Origin of the sequence: Mesorhizobium sp., assembly GCF_004963255.1 — a bacterium.
GTDB lineage: Bacteria > Pseudomonadota > Alphaproteobacteria > Rhizobiales > Rhizobiaceae > Mesorhizobium.
Genome location: NZ_SUGA01000019.1, coordinates 89,098 through 107,477, shown reverse-complemented (window position 1 = coordinate 107,477; position 18,380 = coordinate 89,098). Strand labels below are relative to the sequence as shown.

The window sequence follows — 18,380 nt, the reverse complement described above, 5'->3', positions numbered from 1 at the left end:
GGTCCGTACTGTCTTCCGCCAATCCCAGACGCTCGAGATTCTCGCCGACAATCTTGAGATGCGTGCGCCGCATCTCCTTGCCGTGCAGGCTGGTCACGCTGCCGGGGTGGACCCGGTAGACCAGCAGGCTCTCCGGCATCAGCGTCGCCGGATAGCGGTCGGCCAGCCGCCGGAAGAGGTCGAAATCCTCGGCATGCCGGTAGGCGCCGTCGTAGTGGAGGTCGGCCTCGGAGATGACCTTGCGGTTATAGACCACCGTCGGATGGAGGAAGATCGTGAAGAATTTTGCTAGCTCGGGGAGGCTGAGACGGAACACCGGGTCGAGCCGGCCCTTAAGGACGCGGCCGTGCAGCAGCGTGTCGACGAGCGCGCCGCAGAAGCCGAGCTCCGGCCGCGCGGCAAACAGCGCCGCCTGGCGCGAGAGCCGCCAGGGATAGGCGAAGTCGTCGGCGTCCATGCGCGCGACGAGTTCGCCTCGCGCGACCGCCAGCCCTTCGTTGAGGCTGGCGACTAGGCCACGGTTTTCGCGCGAGATGATCGATACGCGGCTGTCGTCCCGGCGGCAGCGTTCGAGGATCTCCAGCGACCGGTCGGTCGATCCGTCGTCGATGGCGATGATTTCGAGCCGGCCGTAGTCCTGCCGCAGGATCGACTGCATGGCGGCCGCCACGTAGGGCTCGGCATTATAGACCGGCAACAGCACGGAGATGAGCGGTGCTGCGGTCACGGTCGGCTCCGGTCCGTCGACTGCAGATCGAGCGCCGGGGCGGCGCCGAACCGCAGGGCCTCGCGCGCGCCACGCGGATGAGCAGGCGCGACATAGGGGAAATAGCGCTTGAGACCGTTGAGCGGCTTTTCGAAGAACATCCAGGAAAGCGAGGCGACGACTATCGTGGCGGTGCCCGCGACGAGGAACCGTCCCGGCCCCTGTTCCGAGACGTTGACCGGGATCCATGGCTGCGCCCTGACGGCACAGGCCAGAAGGATCGAATGATAGAGGTATACGCCGTAGCTGATGCGGCCGAGCCATAGCAGCGGGGGGAGTTCGGCCAGCCTGCCCATTGTGCCGCGCAGGCCGTTCGAGCATGCGGCGACGATTGCCAGCATCGGCACCAGCGGCAGCACCTGCACCAGCGCCCAGCGCGGCCACTCCCAGGCCGAATCCGCCGGCCCGGGATCGGACTGGACCACGAACAGGAACGCCACCGCCAGGGCAGGCCAGCAGAGCCGCATCCATTGCGGCGCATCCGCGCCCCTGGCGCGGCGCACGGCAAGCAGGGCGCCGCAGCCAAGCGCGTCCATCGAGGCCGGCGGCAGCAGGTCGCGGGCCAGCGCCGGGCTGGCGGCGATCGGCCAGTAGAACCGGTAGGCGAGCGAGAACGCGATGACGCCGATGGCGATCGCCTCGATGCGCCGGCGCGGCGCCAGAAGCACGATCAGCGGCCAGGCGAGGTAGAACTGCTCCTCGATGCTGAGGCTCCAGAAATGGCAGAGCAGCCAGGGCGTCCAGTCGTTCTGCCGCGCATACCAGAAATTCGAGAGGTAGAGCGCATGCCAGGCGAGCGAGGGCCTGGATTGTTCCGAGGCGAGCCATGCGAGCGCCAGCACCGCGAAGTAAGGCGGGAATATCCGAAGCATGCGCCTGGCATAGAAGGAACGCAGCGCCGGCCCGGCCGCGAATGCGCCGGTGTCGCGCGCGTCGAGCAAAAGCCGGGTGATCAGGAAGCCGGAGAGCACGAAGAACAGCCTGACCCCGAGATGGCCGACGAAGGACGAGCCGCCTGAAGCGAAGAAATGCGAGTAGAGCACCAGCATCACCGCAACGCCCCGCAAGGCGTCGAGCTGGATATCGCGCGCGTTCGCCATCAGCGGCATCCGCACAGCCGGTCACGCAATGCGGCAGAGGGCAGGCAAATCTCGCCGCCGCGGGCCAGCCGCTTGCCGTCGTGGCCGGGGGCGCAATCCCTGCCGGCCGGCGGAATGCCCATCCGAGTCACAATAATGGCATCCTCCAACGAGCATGCCCCCGCTCCACGATTGTCGCGGCGGATGTTGCGGTGCAACACAAAATGCTTACATTCCTGAAACAAGATGTGATGCCGTTGTGGGGCGAAAATAGTTGTGATGTGAAAATATGCGTATGGCTGCCCAATGGTCCTATGAAGTTATAGGTAATTGGTCTGACTTTCAGGAAGTATCAATCGCAGGGATGTCGGAGAGTTATCACGACAACCACAGCGGGTATGATGGGAACATTGAGAAAATGGCTTGATCGCGGTGCGAAGTTCTGCAATGGCGTCTGTAAAAAAATCTTGAATTTCAAGTTATTGTGCGGTGCAGCGGGCCTGCCCCGAGTAAGGGGCCGCCTTGTCCTATCATCCGCCGCCCGCTGCCTCACGACGGCGCTGCCGCAAAGGCCTTATCTCCGATCCCGACCAAGGCAGGGGACGGAGACCAAGTGACGTCGACGCCGATTGCAAAACCGCAGGCCCAAATGGGCGCCATGCCCGTGCTCGGCCTGCTTGGCTCGATGCTGTCGGTGCAGGTTGGCGCCGCCTTTGCCAAGAGCCTGTTCCCGGTGCTGGGGCCGGAGGGCACGACCATGCTGAGGCTTGCCATCGGCGCGCTGATGCTGGCCGCGGTGCTGAGGCCATGGAAGGTGCTGCCCTCGCGGAGGAACCTGCCCTGGCTCGCCGCCTACGGCATCACCGTCTGCGCCATGAACCTGCTGTTCTATGCCGCGCTCCAGCGTATTCCGCTGGGCATCTGCGTGGCGCTCGAATTCACCGGGCCGCTGTTCGTCGCGACCCTCGGCTCCAGGCGCCTGCTCGACCTTGTCTGGGTGGGGCTGGCGATAGCCGGCATCGCGCTGCTGTCGCCCTTTGCCGGGATCAGCCGCGGGCTCGATCCGCTGGGCGTCGCGCTGGCGCTTGCGGCCGGCGCATGCTGGGGGCTCTACATCATCTTCGCGCAGAAGGCCGGCGCCGAGCTCGGCGCGCGCACCTCCGCCTATGGCATGGCGATCGCCGCGGTGCTGGCGCTGCCTTTCGGCTTCGGCGCCGCGCAGCCCTATTTCAGTGACCCGCACGTTATGGCTGGCGCCGCCGTGGTCGGCCTGTTCTCCAGCGCGCTGCCCTTCTACCTGGAAATGCTGGTGCTGGCCCGCATGCCGGCCAGGGTCTACGGCATGCTGGTGTGCCTGGAGCCGGCGGGCGCCGCGCTGACCGGCTTCCTGTTTTTGGGGGAGAAGCTCAACCTTCTGCAATGCGCCGGCATCGCCGCCGTCATTGCCGCCGCCTTCGGCACGGCGGTCGCAGCGCGGCGGCCCGCGCCTTCGCCGGCCTGACTCCCGGAAGCCGTCGCGCGCACCAGAAACCATTTCTGAGCGACGGGCTCCAAAGCGTTGCCCGGCTTGGAGAAATCGATGCGCGCACGGCAATATCCGACCACATCCGGTGGTTGAAATAAGACTTAGGTCCGATCGAAAATAGCAATAAGTCCGAGTGGACAAGACAAGGGTCGTGGGCCACTTCCTAATCATGGGCTGATTGGGGATGCTTATGCTGCGACATTGCCGGTGGGGTAGTTCGGCCGACGGGCCGAAGGGCTGGCGTGGGGAGAGCGGGATGCGCTTAAAGCGCAGGGGCTGCAGGCTGGTCTTGCGAGCGCTGACTGCGTTGGCGCTAGTTGTCGCTCCTTTCACTCTCTCCCTCGATGGTGTCGTTGTGACCAAGGCCTATGCCGGCAAAGGCGGCAATGGCGGTGGGAACGGCGGCGGCAATGGTGGTGGAAACGGCGGCGGTAACAGCGGCGGCAACGGTGGCGGCAACAGCGGCGGCAACAGCGGAAACGGCGGCGGGAATAGCGGAAACGGAAACGGCAATAGCGGGAACAGCAACAGCAGCGGGAACAACAGCTCGAGCAACAGCGCAGGCGCGGCAAGCGCCGCCGATGTCGACAGCCACGTGAACGCGGCGACCGGCGATACGGTCGAGGCCACCGCCGGCAGCATCCAGGTCACGCACCGCAATGGAATGAAGGAGACGATCGAGAAGGGCCGGTTCAGGATGGAAGACAAATACGGACGCACCATCGTCGACCGCAAGGCCACCATGGCCGATCTCAATCGCCTGAAGAGTTTGTGAAAGCAGAGTTTGTGAGAGCGAGGTTTTATCCGGATTAGATCTTAAGGGACCGAAGGTCAGCGCTGCAAAATCAGGTTGCCACCTTTTGCTTCGTCTCTGCGGTCCTGATCGTCTTGCGATGGAATCTGGCTACTCACCTTACCCCCGCCTCCGTGCGGGGGTAATTTTTTCAAGCTGTGGCAATGATTGCTGTTGCGACATTGGTCACCCGTGGCGGCGGAAATGGTCTGATCGGCCGGAGCATGGGTCGTGGGCCGCTTTCGTCGCGTCGGAGGAATGTGATCCTTGCCTCTGTCAAGAGACCGGTTCCATGTTGCCCGTGCTGAGAGCGGACCTTCGGCAAACCGATGTGGAACCGGCAAGAAGGAAAGAATGCGCCCACCCGCCCGCAAAAGGCTAGCCGACCTCTCGCTGCGCCTCGCTGCCGCGCTGGCGGTTGTGGTCGCGCCCTGCCTGCTGGCGTCGGGCAACGTGACAAAGCTCGTGTCCGCCGCCTACGCCGGCAACGGCAATAGCGGCGGCAATGGCAATGGCGGCAACTCGGGTTCCGGCGGCGGTTCCAACTCCGGCTCCGCAGGTGGCTCCAATTCCGGCTCGGCCGGCGGCTCGAATTCCGGCAACGCCGGCGGCAATTCCGACAACAGCAATGCTGGCGGGGGCAACCCCAATGCGGGACCTGGCAACAACAGCGGCAAGGGCCATGCCAATCCCGGCGGCAAGAACAGCTATACCAACGCGGCAACCGGCGACACGCTCTCGATCGACGGCAACAAGATCACCGTCGTCCACCGCAACGGCATGAAGGAAGAAGTCCGGAACGGCCGGTTCGAGATGACCGACGCGCAAGGCCGCACCATCATAGAGCGGCAGGCGACGGAGGAGGATCTGAATCGTCTGCTGAGCTTGTGAGGGCCGGGAAAGGCTACCCCCTTTTTCCGATGCCCTCGCATGTCACCCCCGTCCCTTGAGGCGGGGGTGATTTGCGCTGGGGGCACTCCAGCCCCTCAGTTCCTCTCCCTCGCCTCATGCATCAGCAGCGCCGCTTCGGTGCGGTTGCGCACGTTGAGCTTGGCGAGCACCCTGGTCATGTGATGCTTGACCGTCTTTTCCTGCAGCGACAGCCGGGCGGCCACCTCCTTGTTGCTCAGCCCCTCCGCGACCAGCTTCAGGATCTCGGCTTCGCGGCCGGTGAGCTGGGCGAGCGGGTCCGGCTTGCTGCCGGTGGGCTGCAGAAGGTCGGAAAGCAGCCTGGCCGAGAGGCTCGGCGAAACATAGCTCTGGCCGTTGGCGACATCGCGCAGGATCTCGGCCAGCGCCTTGGAGCCGACGCCCTTCAGCACATAGCCGCGCGCCCCGGCCTTCAGCGCCTGGGCGACGTCGGCATTGGTCTCCGAGACCGTCAGCATCACGATTTTCTGCTCGGGCGTCGCTGAAAGGATGCTGGCGAGCGCGCTGAGGCCGCCGCCCGGCATGCTGATGTCGAGCAGAAGGATATCGGGCGTGCTGGCGCGCACCAGCCTTTCGGCGTCCTCGGCGCTGGCGCCTTCGCCCACGAGTTCGAAGCCGCCTATCTCGCCGAGGCTGCGCGCAACGCCCTCGCGAAACAGGGGATGGTCGTCGACTATTGCGATGCGGATGGATGTGCTCACGGTTGCTCCTCGACAGACAAGGTGATCACCAGTCTTGTTCCTCCGGGGCCTGTCAGTGTCTCGAACTGACCGCCTATGCTTTCGATACGTTCCCTCAGGCCCGCGAGCCCAAGTCCCTCGCTTCGGGCCGGGTCGAAGCCCGGGCCGGTATCCACGACCTCGACGAGAAGCTTGCCGCCTTTCGTCGTGGCCCTGACCTGCTGGCCCTTGCCCTTGCCGTGCCGGAAGGCGTTGTTCAGGCCTTCCTGCACGAAGCGATAGATGCTGATCTTTTCCGAGGTGCCCAGTTCCGGCAAGCGCTCCGGCAGGGTTAGCAACACATTGGTGCTGGTGCGGCGCTCATGCTCGGCCACCGCCAGCCGCAAAATGTCGGCGACGGCCTGGGTTTCGATCTGCGGCAGCACCAGCCCGTTGCAGATGCCGCGTATCTCGCGCATCGCTTCGCCGAGCGTCTTGTGGATTCCGGCGATCTCGGCTTCGCGCAGCTTGCTCGACGTGGCCGGATCGACCAGCGCCGGGCTGTCCATCCTGAGCGCGGCGAGCGCCACAAGTTGCGCCGGTCCGTCATGCAGGTCGGCGCCTATGCGCCGCAGATAGCGCTCGTTGATGGCGGCGGCGCGGCGCGAGGCGCGCTGAACGCGCTGCCGCAGCGTCGAGTTCTGCGCCAGCGCCGCCTGCAATTCCGAGACCTTGGCCTCGAGCGCTGCCTGCTGGGTGACGATGGTGCGGCTGCCCCGGAAAACGATGCCCGAGAGCAGGGCAAGCGCCGCCGCCGTGGCGCCCGCCACCACCAGCCAGCTCCACAACAGAGCCGAGTGCAGCGATTCCTCGAAATCGCCGGACAATTCGTAGAATTCGCTCACGGCCACCACCTCGCCCGACCAGGGTTCGCGCACCGGGTTGTAGATCTCGAGCAGCGGCACCCCCATCGACCGTTCCTTTTCGTCTTCCTCGTCTTCGAGCCTGTTGGAGTTGTATTTGACCATGACATTGCCGGCGAAAGCGGCGACGAGATTGGCGTTGGGCTTGATCTGCCTGCCGATGAGGTCGGCGTCCTTCGAATAGAGAATCGTGCCGTCGCGCCGCCATAGCTTGAACGAGACCAGCCTTTTCCCAAGCGCCCCCTGGCCGAGCGTCTCGTCCAGGGCCCGTTTGACGGTATCGTCCAACTCCTGGCTCTTGCGCATGTCGGGCAGCAGCGGCGCGATCACGCTGTCGACATAGAGCGCGGTGGTGGCGGCGGAATTGTGCAGGACGCCGTCACGAATCTGCGATGTCACCCACAGCCCGACCACGAGCATCACCGCCAGAAGGCCGATGCCGCCCGCGATCACGAACTGCCAGGCAAGCGAGAGCCCGCTCCAGATTCGTGCAAGCTGTTTCAGATACCTCCCAAACATCGGCACCGTTCACCCACCCGTTCGCGACAGTATAGGCGAGGGCAGGCAATTGCGACACCGACCTTGGTCCGTGCCGGTGGGGAAGGTTAATGGCGGGAGATTTGACGGCCCGTACCGGCCGGTGGCTCCGATTCGCAGTCGGGGAAGGCTGCTCGTGCTTGGCAATGGCAAAAGCCCGCGCCACTTCTGTTGACGGGAAAGACGCGGGCCGGTTGCCACCTGGATTTGGATCATGCCTTGCGGCTCTGCATTACACCAATTGGGCTCGAGGTTCACACTAAAAGACATATGCTTCGGCGAATACAGCGCTACACACGGCCGGTGGCCGCCGCCCATTGCCTTCTGGCTACCCGTTATAGACAGATATATATGTCAAGTGGTCTATTGAAACAGGCCGGCTCGCAACGCCGCGTTCCTACCGGCTGTTCCATTCCGACATAGGCCGCGGGCGCGCAACAAGAATTGCCCCCAAAAGAAGTCAGGGCCAGGCTGTTGATGGGGCGAACAACTGCCGGATATATAATGGGTTAAAACCCTGCGGGTCTTGGCAACGCGTTATGGACGCCGGCACAAAAAACCATAAAAGAAATCAGCGGCTGTCGATCTTTGATCTCGACGCATTGCGGGAAGCTTTCAGGCAGTCTGTTCGGAAGAACGACGTCACGGAAGCCGAATGGGCGCGGCACGCCGAGCATTTCGTCAAGAGCACGCTCCAAAAGGGCAGCCGGCTTACGCGGGCTTGAGCGTTCGTGCGTCCGGGATCCGGGTGATTCCAGGCAGGAACGTTTCGGCCCTGGCCGCTCGGACCATTGCGCCGGCGCATAGGACCTCAGCGACAATTGCGGGAGCAGGTGGAAACGGACACTGTGTCCGGGCGCCGGCTACCCCCCAAGGAAACCCAATAGTCGGCGCTTTAGCCCGGCTTGCCTGTAAGAGAGCCGTACTCTTTTACCGCCAAGGCAAGCCGGGCTACCCCACTCCCCGAACGCTCCAAGGCTGGTCCGTCGTAAAAGCGCGGCGCCGAAGAATGTATGGCCGTGGGCCATTCCAATGCTGCGGAACGAAAAGCAGGTCGGGCGCGTTCTAAAGCGCTTGCGATCTTTCAGATTCGCTCCATGCGCTTTAGTTTTTTGATTTCTACGCATGTCTTTATCCCGAAACCGGTTCCCGCTTTCGGGAGACATGCTTTAGGCCCCGATGTCGAGGAGTCCTCACCTTCACAAGACCGAAAGGCCGGTTCAGGCTTCAACAGACGAGGCGGAGCGCTTGGCGCGTGCGGAAAAGAACGCCAGGCTGAAGGAGCTTCGCACCCATGCTTCCTGGCTGGTGCTCGATCCGCAGGCGCATTTCCAGGAGGAGATCGACTGTTCGGCACTGTTCGGCGACCTGTCGATCCGAAAGGTCGGCCGCGAGGGCTAGGACAATTCCAGAAACGGGCTTTCAGCCCGTCACGCGACCTGCAATCCGGCCGCGCCATCCTCGCGCGCGATCTCGATCAGCCGCGCGATCGCCCATGGCGTCATCAGCGCAAAGAAAGCAGTGAGATCGAGTAAGAGCGACCGCGCCAGATCGAACCCGCTGTGGTCGTAGCAGACTGCCATAACGCCTTACCCCCTTTTGACCCACCCGCATCGCATGTGATTTCGCGCACTCGTCAGCATGATCCTGATTTGCATCGAATACAAGGGGTCGCTAATTCAACCGAATTTGGCCTCTCAGGCGCAGTCCTTCAACTCCACAACCTCGACGCCGAGGCGGAAAGCCTGGCCATCGGCGTAGGAACGCGCATATTGCTCGGCTTCGAAGGGGAAGATGAGCGTCGTACCGTAGGCGGTGACACGCACCGTCCACTTCTGTCCCCTGACGAGTTCAACACCGTGAAGCTTCGCCGTCGCCATCTCACCCTCCTCAGATCCGGCACGCTCGCAACATTTGCATAACGTCGCGAAAGTCATTTGAATACAAATAATTCGACTTAATCGTGTCGTTGCGATGTCGATTCCGACATTGGGTCGTCTGCGTCCGTGAAATGGTTCACCGACAGAAGCGTTTTTGCCGCCGGCCGCGCGCGGGCATCATGGTGAATCGGAACCGAGGCAGGCCCCGGGGGGTTGGAGTCATGGCCCCGCACAGGAGGTGCCCATGATCCGCAAACTGAAAACCGGCGAATACCGGCTCTATTCGCGCAAGATCGATCCAAGGACCGGCAAACGCCGCAATCTCGGCACGTTCAAGTCGCGCGAAGCGGCCGAAAAGCACGAACGCGAAGTGCAGTATTTCAAGCGGCACTAGTTGGTTTTCGTTTTCGCCTCCGGTGGCGATCGCATCACCCGTGCGGCGTCGGCTGCGTGCGCGGGCGAGGGTGGCCAGACACGTTCGAGCCGATATGGTCGAGGTCGCAACGTCTCGTCACCATCTCGACCGACCCGGTGTCGACGGTCACCCGCCCCAGCACCTGCACTGTCGTGCGTCCGAGATCCTCGTCGACATGGACGACGTCGCCCTCCAGCCTCAGCTTGTCGCCTGCCTTGGCGTTTGGCTCGACCATCGAATAGCGATGGCCGTTGCCGTCGAGGCTCAGCGTCACGCGGTCGTTGACTCGCTCGACCACGGTGGCGATCACAGCCACCCTGTCGCCGATCTCCACTCCCGGCCGTGCCATCGACGTCTCCTTTCCGCTCCGTGGTTTCGCCGCCGGAGCCGGCTGACGGCACGATGAGCGCCGGCAACCACTGAAACAAACGGGAAAACAAGGATTTGGTTGCCGCCCAATTGCCTGTCGAGAGGCGACGGAGGAGCTGAATACAAGGAGAAGTCCGAGGCCGCGCCTGTCGAGGCAGGCACGGGCCCGGTGTATTGCAGGCGAATGGGCAGCGCCGAAGCCTCGGTCTGGACTATGCGGCCTGCGCCAGGGCGACTGCGTCCGCGCCAGCGGGAAAGCGCAGTGTGCCGGTCGTGTCGTTGACGGCCCGCCAAACGCCCTCGGCGACATCGATTTCCCTGGTGGTCAGCGCCCCGGCCATCGCCGGATCGGCGAGATTGCCGAAGACTGCCCTGGCAAAGTCGGCATAGGCCTCGGGGATAAGGTCCTGGACATTGACGCCGGTGTTGGCGGTGAACCTCGTCGTCGGTCCGTAACCGGGTTCGACGAGCTTGGCTCGGACGTTGAAGGGCGCGAGCTCCAGCGCTAGCGAGCCGGTGAAACCTTCGATCGCCTGCTTGCTCGCCGTATAGGCCGCCGCCAGCGGGAAGGGCGCCAGCGTGGCGCTCGACGTCACATTGACGATGACGCCGGAACGGCGCTCGCGCATCTGCGGGATCACCGCCCGGGTCATCGCCATGACGCCGAACGTGTTGGTCTCGAAGACCTTGCGGATATGCGCCATCGGCGTCGCCTCGAAAGCTCCGGCGATGCCGATGCCGGCATTGTTGACCAATGCGTCGATCGGCCCGGCCGCTTCGAACGCCGCCGCGATGCTTTTGTCGTTCGTCACGTCGAGCGGCAGGATGCGCAGCGCCGGCGAACCCGGCAGCACATCCTCGCGCGGGTTTCGCATCGTCGCGACGACGTTCCAGCCATTCGAGAGGAAATGGCGCGCCGTCTCCAGGCCATAGCCCGAGGAAGCGCCGGTGATCAGGATGGTTTTCATGGGGTCCTCACTGTTCGGTTTGTACGGCGGCAAGTTACCGGCAGCAGACAGGACTATCTATGATTGACGGTCCTGATTTTGTTTGCAAGAGTCCTGAAATGGTCGACCCGCTCTCCGAAGTCATAGCCTTGCTCAGGCCGCGCGCCGTGTTCACCAAGGGCATCAGCGGCGCCGGGCGCTGGGGTGTCCGCTACGCGGACTTCGGCCATCCGAGCTTCGCAGTCGTCATCGAGGGAGCCTGCCTGCTGGCGGCTGACGGCCAGCCGCCCTTGACGCTCGAGGCCGGCGATTTCGTCCTGCTGCCGAAGACGCCCGGCTTCACCATGACCGGCTTCGAGCCGGTCGTTCCGACGCTGATAGATCCCAACCTTGCCATGGCCGCCAAGGAGGAGGTCCGGCACGGCCGGCAGGACGGCCCGCCGGACCTGCGCATGCTCGGCGGCTACTTCCTTTTCGACGGCGAGGATTCCGGCCTGCTGGTTTCGCTGCTGCCCGCTCAGATCCATGTCCGTGGCGTCGAGCGGCTGTCGGTCCTAGTGAAGCTGCTGGTCGAGGAGACGGCGGGCCGGCATTCGGGGCGCGACCTGGTGCTGACCCGACTGATCGAGATCCTGCTGGTCGAATCCCTGCGGCAGGCGCAGACGTCCGGCGCGCCGGCTGGCCTGCTGCGCGGCCTGGGCGACGCGCGGCTGGCGGAGGCGATCCGCCGGATGCATGCCGATCCGGCGCGGCCGTGGACGATCGCCGAGCTGGCGAAGAAGGCCGCGCTTTCGCGCTCCGCTTTCTTCGACCGCTTCGTGCGCGGCGTCGGCGTGCCACCGATGGAATATCTCTTGGCCTGGCGCATGGCGCTGGCGAAAGACCTGCTGCGCCGTCAGGAGGCCGATGTCGCCGAGGTAGCCGAGCGCGTCGGCTACGGCTCGGCCAGCACCTTCAGCACCGCCTTCAGCCGCTATGTCGGCCAGCCGCCCGGACGCTACGCCAGGGCGGCCGCGCATTAGAGCAATTCCAGGAAAAGTGTGAGCTGTTTGCCGTCCGGAATTGCGTTAAACAACGGGGGTAGAGCGGTTCGCCGTTTCCGTGAAACGGTGAAACGCCCTTGCGGTGCCTTCGCCGCGCGGAACCACGCGGGTCGCCAGATGTTCCTGTTGATCGCAACGACAACAGGAATGGCACATGGTTGCGCCACGCGCGGTCTGGAAGGGTTTTCTCAAGGTCGGGTCGGTCTCGTGCGGCGTGAAGCTGGTCGGCGCGACCAGCGAAGCCGGAAAAGTTCATTTCAGGATCCTGAACCGCAAGGACGGCCTGCCGGTGAAAAGCGCCTATGTCGACGAGCAGACCGGCGATATCGTCGAGACCGAGGACCAGACCAAGGGCTTCGAGGCGGAGAAGGACGATTTCATCGAGATCGAACCTGATGAGATCAAGAAGCTGAAACTCACCTCGGCGCATACATTGGAAGTTGACGAGTTCGTCGCCCTTGACGAGATCGACACCCGCTATCTGGAAAAGCCCTATTACCTCATCCCCGCCGATGGCGCCGCGCTCGAGGCCTTCAGCGTGCTGCGCGAGGCGATGAAGAAGAAGCGCGTCGCTGCAAGATCCTGCGTCGTGCTCTACCAGCGCGGCCGCGAGGTCGTCATCCAGCCTTTCGGCAAGGGCATGCTGCTCACCGAACTGCGCACCCGCGACGAGATGGTCTCGGAGAAGAGCGTCTTCGAAGACCTGACGTCACCGAAATACGACAAGGACCTGCTCGAGATTGCCGAGCTTCTGATCGACAAGAAGGTGACGAAGTTCGATCCTTCGAAATTCGAGGACACCTATGAGGATGCGCTGATCGCGATGATCGACGCCAAGCGCAAGGGTAAGAAGCCGCCCAAGGCCGCGCCGCCGCCAAAGCAAAATGTCATCGACCTCGCCTCGGTGCTGAGAAAGAGCCTCGCCAAGGAAGGCATCAAGGCGCCCTCAAAAGCCAAGCCTGCCCGCAAGTCGGCCTGATCGGCCGGCTGACAGGATCGTCCAAGTTCGATCGGCGGATCCGCTCACTCAGCGAGAGCTAGCCCTTTGCCTGATTGCAGTATCCTACCCTGGGGGATAGGATGTAACCATGACGATACACAGCTCCCATCCTGACATCATCGCCCGGCTCAAGCGCGCGCATGGCCATCTTGCCGCCGTGCTCACCATGTTCGAGCAGGGCCGCTCCTGCCTTGATCTCGCGCAACAGCTCCATGCCGTCGAAAGCGCCGTCGGCAACGCCAAGCGCGAGCTGATCCACGACCATATGGAGCATTGCCTTGTCGAGGGCGGCGAGCCGACCAGGGACACGCTTAAAGAGCTGAAGCAGCTCACCAAATATCTGTGAGGCCGCTCATGTTGACGAGGATTCTCGACTGGTTCGGTTTCGGCTCGCACGGGCATGACCACGGCGGTCATGGCGGGCACGATCATGGCGGGCAGGGGCATGACCATCATGGGCCGCACGGGCACACGCATGGCGTCATCGATGCGACGATCGCCACGACTGAGCGCGGCATCTGGGCAATCAAATGGTCGTTCGTCATCCTGGCGATAACGGCCGCGCTGCAGCTCGCCGTCGTCCTCTTTTCGGGCAGCGTGGCGCTGCTTGCCGACACCATCCACAACATCGCCGACGCGACGACCGCTATCCCGCTCTGGATTGCCTTCGTGCTGGCGCGACGCAGGCCGACCCGAACGTTCACCTACGGCTTGGGTCGCGTCGAGGATCTTGCCGGCATCGTCATCGTGTTGATCATCCTGGCGAGCGCGCTGGTTGCCGGTTATGAAGCGATCGATCGCCTCTTCAATCCGCAGCCGGTGCGGTTCCTGGGCTGGCTGGCCGCTGCCGGCGTCATCGGCTTCCTCGGCAATGAGGCGGTGGCCATCTTCCGCATCCGCGTCGGCCGTCAGATCAACAGCGCGGCCCTGATCGCCGACGGCTACCACGCGCGCACCGACGGGCTGACCAGCCTCGCCGTCGTCGCCGGCGCGGTCGGCGTCTGGCTTGGTTACCCGCTTGCCGACCCGATTATCGGCCTGCTGATCACCATCGCCATTTTCGGCATCGTCTGGCAGTCGGCGCGTTCCGTGCTGACGCGCATGCTCGACGGCGTGGAGCCGGGGCTGGTCGACGAGGTTCATCACGCCGCTGATCATGTCGCCGGGATCGACAGGGTGGTCGACGCGAAGGCCCGCTGGCTCGGCCACAAGCTGCATGTCGATGTGGAGATCGCGGTCAATGACGGGCTGCTGCTCGCCGCCGCCAACAACATCGCCGCTTCGCTCAAGGCCGAGCTCTTCGCGCACATTCCCGCGCTCGACGTCGCCACGGTGCGCTTTGCCGCGCCCGAGGCCGAGGGTAGCCACCACCACGCGCCTGACCCGTTCCTGGTATCGGGCAAGCTGGCCAGCGGACTGCTCGAGATCGTCGACACGCCGCAGGGCGAGCGTATGCGGCTGCGCCTCTCGCGCCATGCCGAGGGCTTGCAAGCGAACGTCGCCATCGAACGCGCCGGCGGTGCCGTCGAAAGCCTGCCGCTGTCGCCGGTCGGCGGCGACCATCACTATCTGCAAAGCCTTGTCGCGCCCGCAGAACCACACGAGTTCAGCGCCAGGCTGCAACTGGCGGCCGGTCAGGACAGCGAGGACCTGCCCTTCGCCATGGCCGAGCCGGAAGGCCACCACCACGAGCACGCGCATGGATGATACAGGCGCTCTTTGACTATCAACGCGAGATTTACCTGGCGGTGGCGCAGCACCTCAAGGCGTTCGCCGGCGACGGCAACTGGCTTACGCTCCTTGCGGTCCTGCCGATGGGCGTCGTGTTCGGGGCGGCTCACGCGCTGACGCCGGGCCATTCGAAGACACTGCTCGCCGCCTATATCGCCGGCTCGCAGGTGAAATTGGCTCGCGGATTGCTCGCCTCGCTTGCCCTTTCCTTCACCCATATCACGCTGGCGGTGCTTATCGCGGTGCTGGCGCTGCCGCTCGTGTCGATTTCGCTGGGCAGCGTCGGCCGCGCTACCGCGCTGGAAGCGCTGAGCCGTGGGCTGCTGGGTCTGATCGGCGTGTGGATAATCTGGCGCGCGCTACGCGGCCGTCACCATCATCACGTCCATGAGGGCGAAGCGGTCGGCTTCATGGCTGGACTGATCCCTTGCCCGCTGACGCTGTTCGTCATGACTTATGCCATTTCGCGCGGCATACCCTGGGCCGGACTTGTCTTCGCTGTCGCGATGATGGTGGGCGTCGCGATCACGCTCGGTATCGTCGTGCTGCTGGCGGTGCTGTTCCGCAGCGGATCGGTTGCCGCGCTGGAACGGCTGGGATCGAGCACGGCCGGCGTGGCCACCTTTCTGGAGATCGGGACCGGGATGATTCTGGTTGGCGCGGCATTGCATCAGATCTTCGGGTAGCGCGTCACCTCACGCTGATCAGCGCGGTGCCGGCGATGGCCAGCAGCGCGCCGGCCCAGGCGGCCGCGGTCGGCCTTTGGCCGCTGCGCAGCCACACCATCGGCAGGATGATGACCGGCGTCATCGAGGATAGCGTCGAGATGATGCCGACATTGCCGGTGCGCAACGCGGCCATCAGGCAGGACATGCCGAGCGAGGTGCCGACGAAGGCGGATAGCACGGCGAGCCCGACCGTGCCGAACTGGACGGCCTCCCTTCTGCCCTTGCCGAACGGCGTTGCCGTGAGCGCGATGAACAGGATGACGGCGAGGCCGGAACGCAGCGCCATGGCCGAGAACGGCTCGACGCCGGCAGCCATGGCCGGTCGCGCCAGAAGGGTGCCGATCGCCTGGCCGAGCGCCGTCGTGACGCCAAGCACGATGCCTGGTCCCATGCGGCCGGTGAGCGGCGGGCCGGGCACGGTGCTGACCGGCACGGTGGAAGGGGTGACGACCGGCATCGCCGGCGCCAGGTCGCCGCGCTTGAGGAAGCGCCGCGGCATGCCGATGGCAAGCACGATGCCCGCCAGCACCAGCGCCACGCCCAGCGCCTGCCAGCGGCTGATGGTTTCGCCGAGCACCAGATAGCCGAGCGCCAGCGCGAATGGCGAGGTGAGCGAGAAGAGCAGCGCCGTGATGCGCGGGCCGACCGAATAGATGGTGGCGAAATAGGTCGTGCTGGCGATGCTGATGCCGGCGAAGCTCGACCCGGCGAGCAGCCAGAATTCCCTCGCGCCGATCGTATGCCAGCCGCCGATCGCCAGCGACACCGAGCCGGTCATCACGAAGGTCGCGAGCATCTGCCAGCGGGCAAGCTGAAGGAGAGGAACGCGCCCCTTGAGCTCGCTGAGGAACATGGAACTCAGCGCGCTGCACAAGGCGGCGGTGACGGCAAGGGCTTCGGAGACGAACATGGTTGGCGGCTGCGGCGATTCCACCCAGGATTGGGCAGGCGCCGATGCTTACGTCAGCTCGCCGCAATGCGCTAGCCCGGCGACCGCATGGGCGGATGCACCGGGACATCAAGTCGAGAACACGGCGGGCTTGGCCCGAACACAGGAGCGGTGGGGCGGTGCCCTGCTGCTTCCTGTGTGTCATTCCGCAAAGGGCGATACGACGGTCTATTGCATGGCTGCGGGGTTCATCCAAAGGAACTCCCAGACATTGCCATCCGGGTCTTCTATGTGACGGTTGAACATGAAGCCGAGATCCTGCGCCGGGTTGGGATCGGCGCGGCCGCCCGCCGCGACGCCTTTCTCGATGGCCGCGTTGACCGCGTCCTTGCTGTCGACGGTCAGCGCGATCAGCATTTGGCTCTCGCGCCTTGCATCGCCGATCGGCCGGGCTGTGAACTGGCTGTAGTGCTGGTGCGTCAGCAACATGACCCCGATCGATTCGGAGAACATGATCGAGCTGGCCTGGTCATTTGAGAACTGCGGGTTGAGCGTGCCGCCGATCGCGAGATAAAACTGGGTCGCCGCCTGCAGGTCGCGCACCGGCAGATTGAGGAAGACCATGTGGGTCATCGAGTTGAAATCTCCGTTTCACTGACGGGTACTAGTCAGTCTAGTACTGTAGCGATGGCTATCATGCGGGAACGGTACCGTCTAGTACCGATCGAGGAGCGCTTATGAAAATTGCTGTTGAGACCAGATCGGCCCGCAAGGATCGTGAGATCATCGAGGCGGCGACCGCCGCGTTCATCGCCAAGGGCTATGATGGGACCAGCATGGAGGAGATCGCCACCAGGGCAAGTGCTTCCAAGCAGACCGTCTACAAGCACTTCAAGGACAAGGAGACGCTTTTCAGCGAGGTCGTGGAGTCCACCGCTTCTCAGGTCAACGACGTTGTCGAGTCCGTGACGATGCTGCTTTCCGAGGCAAAATTCCTGGAGGGCGGCCTGCAGCAGCTTGCCCGGCGATTGACCACGACGTTGATGAACGACGAGTTGCTGAAGCTCCGGCGTCTGATTATCGCCAATGCCGATCGGATGCCGCAGCTTGGCCGTAGCTGGTACGACAAAGGCTTTGAGCGCATGCTTGCCTCGGTGGCGGAGTGCTTTGAAAAGCTCACCAGCCGAGGCTTGTTGCAGACCGGCGATCCTCGTTTGGCGGCCAGCCATTTCTTTGGAATGCTGCTTTGGATTCCGATGAACGAAGCGATGTTCACCGGAAGCAACCCGCGCTCGAAAGCCGACCTTGAGCGCCACGCCGATGCCTCGGTCGAAGCGTTCCTCGCCGCTTATGGGGTGCGCTCGAAGTAGTGGCGGCGCCTGACGCGACCTGCGCAGCGCAACGAACCGCGTTATGTCGCCTGGTATCTCGACGTAGTTGGCCGGCCCGAGTCGGTTAAACAGCGCCTACCCATTTCGCGCCGAAGATCGACCACGCAGCCGTCATCAGCGCCGCCATCGTGACCAGCAGCACAGCCAGGCTCGGCAGGTGGAACACCATGTCCCGCCATCTGGGCTCGATCACCGCGCCGGTGCTGAAAGCCTCGCCGCTGAACTGGCAAAGGATCCAGGACGCGCCGCTGCGCACCATGTCTTCGTCGACGTCGGAGATCAGCGCCTTCGCCTGGCGTTCGGCCGCTGGCATCGTCGCCATATAGGTGAGCAGCGCCTTCGCCGCGGCGAGATAAGCGTGGCTGCATTCGTTAAAGGGGCTTTCCTCATCGCCGAGGCTTCCCGGCATCAGGCCCCAGAGGCAGTAGGTGAATTGCAGATTGCCGTGATTGTAGAGCCGCCGGAAGGTCGGGTCGGTCACGGTCTGGCGCTGGGCAAGGTCGAGGATATCGCCGCGATAGCGCGCGATCACCGCCATCTGGCCGTGGGTGAGGCTGGGGATCTGGATGCCCGGGGGAGGCGGAGCGGAGGAGCCACTATGCGCCTGCGCCGAGGCTGCCGCCAGCAGGGCGAACAGTGCCGCAACCGAGCAATTCCAGGAAAAGTGTGCCGCGGTTTTCCGTCCGGAATTGCGAGAAAACAAAAGACCAAAGCGGCTCAGCGGTCGTGTCGACCGTTGAGCCGCTTTGGCCGCCAGGGCAAGGAACCGTGGCGG

Annotated in this window: 23 protein-coding genes; 12 read left to right on the top strand and 11 right to left on the bottom strand. The window is 64.1% G+C overall.

Features of this window, described 5'->3' with window-relative positions:
• Together E5X34_RS20035 and E5X34_RS20030 are read right to left on the bottom strand one after the other, a co-directional pair.
• On the bottom strand, nt 1–727 hold a 727-nt coding region (locus tag E5X34_RS20035), incomplete at its 3' end, for a glycosyltransferase family A protein (protein ID WP_292568173.1).
• Entirely contained in the window at nt 724–1,866 is a 1,143-nt protein-coding gene (locus E5X34_RS20030; RefSeq protein ID WP_292568171.1) for an acyltransferase, read from the bottom strand. The genes E5X34_RS20030 and E5X34_RS20035, both read right to left, overlap by 4 nt.
• A 628-nt stretch (nt 1,867–2,494) precedes the next feature.
• On the opposite strand from E5X34_RS20030, the gene E5X34_RS20025 reads away from it, so the two are divergent.
• The 3 genes from E5X34_RS20025 (at nt 2,495) to E5X34_RS20015 (ending at nt 5,054) form a co-directional block, all read left to right on the top strand.
• Nucleotides 2,495–3,346 carry a DMT family transporter gene (locus E5X34_RS20025; protein ID WP_292568169.1) on the top strand — a complete coding sequence of 284 codons (852 nt, stop codon included), beginning with the start codon at nt 2,495–2,497 and terminating at the stop codon, nt 3,344–3,346.
• A gap of 379 nt (nt 3,347–3,725) precedes the next feature.
• Nucleotides 3,726–4,145, top strand: a complete 420-nt coding sequence (locus E5X34_RS20020) for a hypothetical protein (protein ID WP_366664888.1) — start codon at nt 3,726–3,728, stop codon at nt 4,143–4,145.
• A 372-nt stretch (nt 4,146–4,517) separates the two neighbouring features.
• A complete protein-coding gene (locus tag E5X34_RS20015) occupies nt 4,518–5,054 on the top strand; it encodes a hypothetical protein (protein WP_292568165.1) in 537 nt (178 codons plus the stop codon).
• 95 nt (nt 5,055–5,149) lie between these two features.
• Here the strand turns inward: E5X34_RS20015 and E5X34_RS20010 are convergent, their stop codons facing one another.
• Nucleotides 5,150–5,794 (bottom strand): response regulator transcription factor, encoded by a 645-nt coding sequence (locus E5X34_RS20010; RefSeq protein ID WP_095815903.1) that lies wholly within the window; start codon nt 5,792–5,794, stop codon nt 5,150–5,152.
• Complete coding sequence (locus E5X34_RS20005) at nt 5,791–7,194, bottom strand: sensor histidine kinase (RefSeq protein WP_292568162.1); 1,404 nt, start codon at nt 7,192–7,194, stop codon at nt 5,791–5,793. The genes E5X34_RS20010 and E5X34_RS20005 overlap by 4 nt, the downstream gene beginning before the upstream one ends.
• Nucleotides 7,195–7,751: 557 nt before the next feature.
• On the opposite strand from E5X34_RS20005, the gene E5X34_RS20000 reads away from it, so the two are divergent.
• Together E5X34_RS20000 and E5X34_RS19995 are read left to right on the top strand one after the other, a co-directional pair.
• Nucleotides 7,752–7,937, top strand: a complete 186-nt coding sequence (locus E5X34_RS20000; protein WP_292568160.1) for a hypothetical protein — start codon at nt 7,752–7,754, stop codon at nt 7,935–7,937.
• Nucleotides 7,938–8,460: 523 nt separating this feature from the next.
• On the top strand, nt 8,461–8,613 hold the full coding sequence (locus E5X34_RS19995; protein ID WP_189476340.1) for a hypothetical protein: 153 nt from the start codon (nt 8,461–8,463) through the stop codon (nt 8,611–8,613).
• Nucleotides 8,614–8,642: 29 nt separating this feature from the next.
• On the opposite strand, the gene E5X34_RS19990 is transcribed toward E5X34_RS19995, so the two are convergent.
• Both E5X34_RS19990 and E5X34_RS19985 read right to left on the bottom strand, forming a co-directional pair.
• Nucleotides 8,643–8,795: a hypothetical protein gene (locus E5X34_RS19990; protein ID WP_292568158.1), complete on the bottom strand. Its 153-nt coding sequence runs from the start codon at nt 8,793–8,795 to the stop codon at nt 8,643–8,645.
• 114 nt (nt 8,796–8,909) lie between these two features.
• On the bottom strand, nt 8,910–9,092 hold the full coding sequence (locus E5X34_RS19985) for a hypothetical protein (RefSeq protein WP_292568156.1): 183 nt from the start codon (nt 9,090–9,092) through the stop codon (nt 8,910–8,912).
• 244 nt (nt 9,093–9,336) lie between these two features.
• On the opposite strand from E5X34_RS19985, the gene E5X34_RS19980 reads away from it, so the two are divergent.
• On the top strand, nt 9,337–9,486 hold the full coding sequence (locus E5X34_RS19980) for a hypothetical protein (protein ID WP_108702822.1): 150 nt from the start codon (nt 9,337–9,339) through the stop codon (nt 9,484–9,486).
• 34 nt (nt 9,487–9,520) lie between these two features.
• Here E5X34_RS19980 and E5X34_RS19975 read toward each other — a convergent pair whose 3' ends face one another.
• Nucleotides 9,521–9,856 (bottom strand): hypothetical protein, encoded by a 336-nt coding sequence (locus E5X34_RS19975; protein ID WP_292568154.1) that lies wholly within the window; start codon nt 9,854–9,856, stop codon nt 9,521–9,523.
• Nucleotides 9,857–10,088: 232 nt separating this feature from the next.
• Nucleotides 10,089–10,844, bottom strand: coding sequence for an SDR family oxidoreductase (locus tag E5X34_RS19970; protein ID WP_292568152.1), 756 nt, complete (start codon nt 10,842–10,844; stop codon nt 10,089–10,091).
• Nucleotides 10,845–10,942: 98 nt separating this feature from the next.
• Between E5X34_RS19970 and E5X34_RS19965 the strand changes: the two genes are divergently transcribed.
• The 5 genes from E5X34_RS19965 (at nt 10,943) to E5X34_RS19945 (ending at nt 15,283) form a co-directional block, all read left to right on the top strand.
• A complete protein-coding gene (locus tag E5X34_RS19965) occupies nt 10,943–11,845 on the top strand; it encodes an AraC family transcriptional regulator (protein WP_292568150.1) in 903 nt (300 codons plus the stop codon).
• 175 nt (nt 11,846–12,020) lie between these two features.
• The gene (locus E5X34_RS19960) at nt 12,021–12,845 is read left to right on the top strand and encodes a Ku protein (RefSeq protein WP_292568127.1); all 825 of its coding nucleotides are present in this window, start codon (nt 12,021–12,023) and stop codon (nt 12,843–12,845) included.
• Nucleotides 12,846–12,954: 109 nt separating this feature from the next.
• Entirely contained in the window at nt 12,955–13,212 is a 258-nt protein-coding gene (locus tag E5X34_RS19955; protein WP_040973109.1) for a metal-sensing transcriptional repressor, read from the top strand.
• A gap of 8 nt (nt 13,213–13,220) precedes the next feature.
• Entirely contained in the window at nt 13,221–14,573 is a 1,353-nt protein-coding gene (locus E5X34_RS19950) for a cation diffusion facilitator family transporter (RefSeq protein WP_292568125.1), read from the top strand.
• Nucleotides 14,570–15,283 (top strand): sulfite exporter TauE/SafE family protein, encoded by a 714-nt coding sequence (locus tag E5X34_RS19945; protein WP_292568123.1) that lies wholly within the window; start codon nt 14,570–14,572, stop codon nt 15,281–15,283. The genes E5X34_RS19950 and E5X34_RS19945 overlap by 4 nt, the downstream gene beginning before the upstream one ends.
• 4 nt (nt 15,284–15,287) lie before the next feature.
• Here E5X34_RS19945 and E5X34_RS19940 read toward each other — a convergent pair whose 3' ends face one another.
• Together E5X34_RS19940 and E5X34_RS19935 are read right to left on the bottom strand one after the other, a co-directional pair.
• Nucleotides 15,288–16,235, bottom strand: coding sequence for a DMT family transporter (locus E5X34_RS19940; RefSeq protein ID WP_292568121.1), 948 nt, complete (start codon nt 16,233–16,235; stop codon nt 15,288–15,290).
• A 207-nt stretch (nt 16,236–16,442) separates the two neighbouring features.
• On the bottom strand, nt 16,443–16,847 hold the full coding sequence (locus tag E5X34_RS19935; RefSeq protein WP_292568119.1) for a VOC family protein: 405 nt from the start codon (nt 16,845–16,847) through the stop codon (nt 16,443–16,445).
• Nucleotides 16,848–16,951: 104 nt separating this feature from the next.
• Between E5X34_RS19935 and E5X34_RS19930 the strand changes: the two genes are divergently transcribed.
• A complete protein-coding gene (locus E5X34_RS19930) occupies nt 16,952–17,584 on the top strand; it encodes a TetR/AcrR family transcriptional regulator (RefSeq protein WP_292568117.1) in 633 nt (210 codons plus the stop codon).
• 85 nt (nt 17,585–17,669) lie between these two features.
• Here the strand turns inward: E5X34_RS19930 and E5X34_RS19925 are convergent, their stop codons facing one another.
• On the bottom strand, nt 17,670–18,143 hold the full coding sequence (locus tag E5X34_RS19925) for a hypothetical protein (protein WP_292568114.1): 474 nt from the start codon (nt 18,141–18,143) through the stop codon (nt 17,670–17,672).
• Between the last annotated feature and the right edge of the window lie 237 nt (nt 18,144–18,380).

Bases quoted from the DNA above. Each gene is read 5' to 3' on its own strand.
- E5X34_RS19955 (WP_040973109.1), top strand. From the start codon at position 12,955: ATGACGATACACAGCTCCCATCCTGACATCATCGCCCGGCTCAAGCGC.
- E5X34_RS20000 (WP_292568160.1), top strand. From the start codon at position 7,752: ATGGACGCCGGCACAAAAAACCATAAAAGAAATCAGCGGCTGTCGATC.
- E5X34_RS19960 (WP_292568127.1), top strand. From the start codon at position 12,021: ATGGTTGCGCCACGCGCGGTCTGGAAGGGTTTTCTCAAGGTCGGGTCG.
- E5X34_RS19930 (WP_292568117.1), top strand. From the start codon at position 16,952: ATGAAAATTGCTGTTGAGACCAGATCGGCCCGCAAGGATCGTGAGATC.
- E5X34_RS19965 (WP_292568150.1), top strand. From the start codon at position 10,943: ATGGTCGACCCGCTCTCCGAAGTCATAGCCTTGCTCAGGCCGCGCGCC.
- E5X34_RS19935 (WP_292568119.1), bottom strand. From the start codon at position 16,847: ATGACCCACATGGTCTTCCTCAATCTGCCGGTGCGCGACCTGCAGGCG.
- E5X34_RS20030 (WP_292568171.1), bottom strand. From the start codon at position 1,866: ATGGCGAACGCGCGCGATATCCAGCTCGACGCCTTGCGGGGCGTTGCG.
- E5X34_RS19940 (WP_292568121.1), bottom strand. From the start codon at position 16,235: ATGTTCGTCTCCGAAGCCCTTGCCGTCACCGCCGCCTTGTGCAGCGCG.
- E5X34_RS19970 (WP_292568152.1), bottom strand. From the start codon at position 10,844: ATGAAAACCATCCTGATCACCGGCGCTTCCTCGGGCTATGGCCTGGAG.
- E5X34_RS19990 (WP_292568158.1), bottom strand. From the start codon at position 8,795: ATGGCAGTCTGCTACGACCACAGCGGGTTCGATCTGGCGCGGTCGCTC.
- E5X34_RS20005 (WP_292568162.1), bottom strand. From the start codon at position 7,194: ATGTTTGGGAGGTATCTGAAACAGCTTGCACGAATCTGGAGCGGGCTC.
- E5X34_RS19945 (WP_292568123.1), top strand. From the start codon at position 14,570: ATGATACAGGCGCTCTTTGACTATCAACGCGAGATTTACCTGGCGGTG.
- E5X34_RS20025 (WP_292568169.1), top strand. From the start codon at position 2,495: ATGGGCGCCATGCCCGTGCTCGGCCTGCTTGGCTCGATGCTGTCGGTG.
- E5X34_RS19980 (WP_108702822.1), top strand. From the start codon at position 9,337: ATGATCCGCAAACTGAAAACCGGCGAATACCGGCTCTATTCGCGCAAG.
- E5X34_RS19985 (WP_292568156.1), bottom strand. From the start codon at position 9,092: ATGGCGACGGCGAAGCTTCACGGTGTTGAACTCGTCAGGGGACAGAAG.
- E5X34_RS19925 (WP_292568114.1), bottom strand. From the start codon at position 18,143: ATGGCGGTGATCGCGCGCTATCGCGGCGATATCCTCGACCTTGCCCAG.
- E5X34_RS20015 (WP_292568165.1), top strand. From the start codon at position 4,518: ATGCGCCCACCCGCCCGCAAAAGGCTAGCCGACCTCTCGCTGCGCCTC.
- E5X34_RS19975 (WP_292568154.1), bottom strand. From the start codon at position 9,856: ATGGCACGGCCGGGAGTGGAGATCGGCGACAGGGTGGCTGTGATCGCC.
- E5X34_RS19950 (WP_292568125.1), top strand. From the start codon at position 13,221: ATGTTGACGAGGATTCTCGACTGGTTCGGTTTCGGCTCGCACGGGCAT.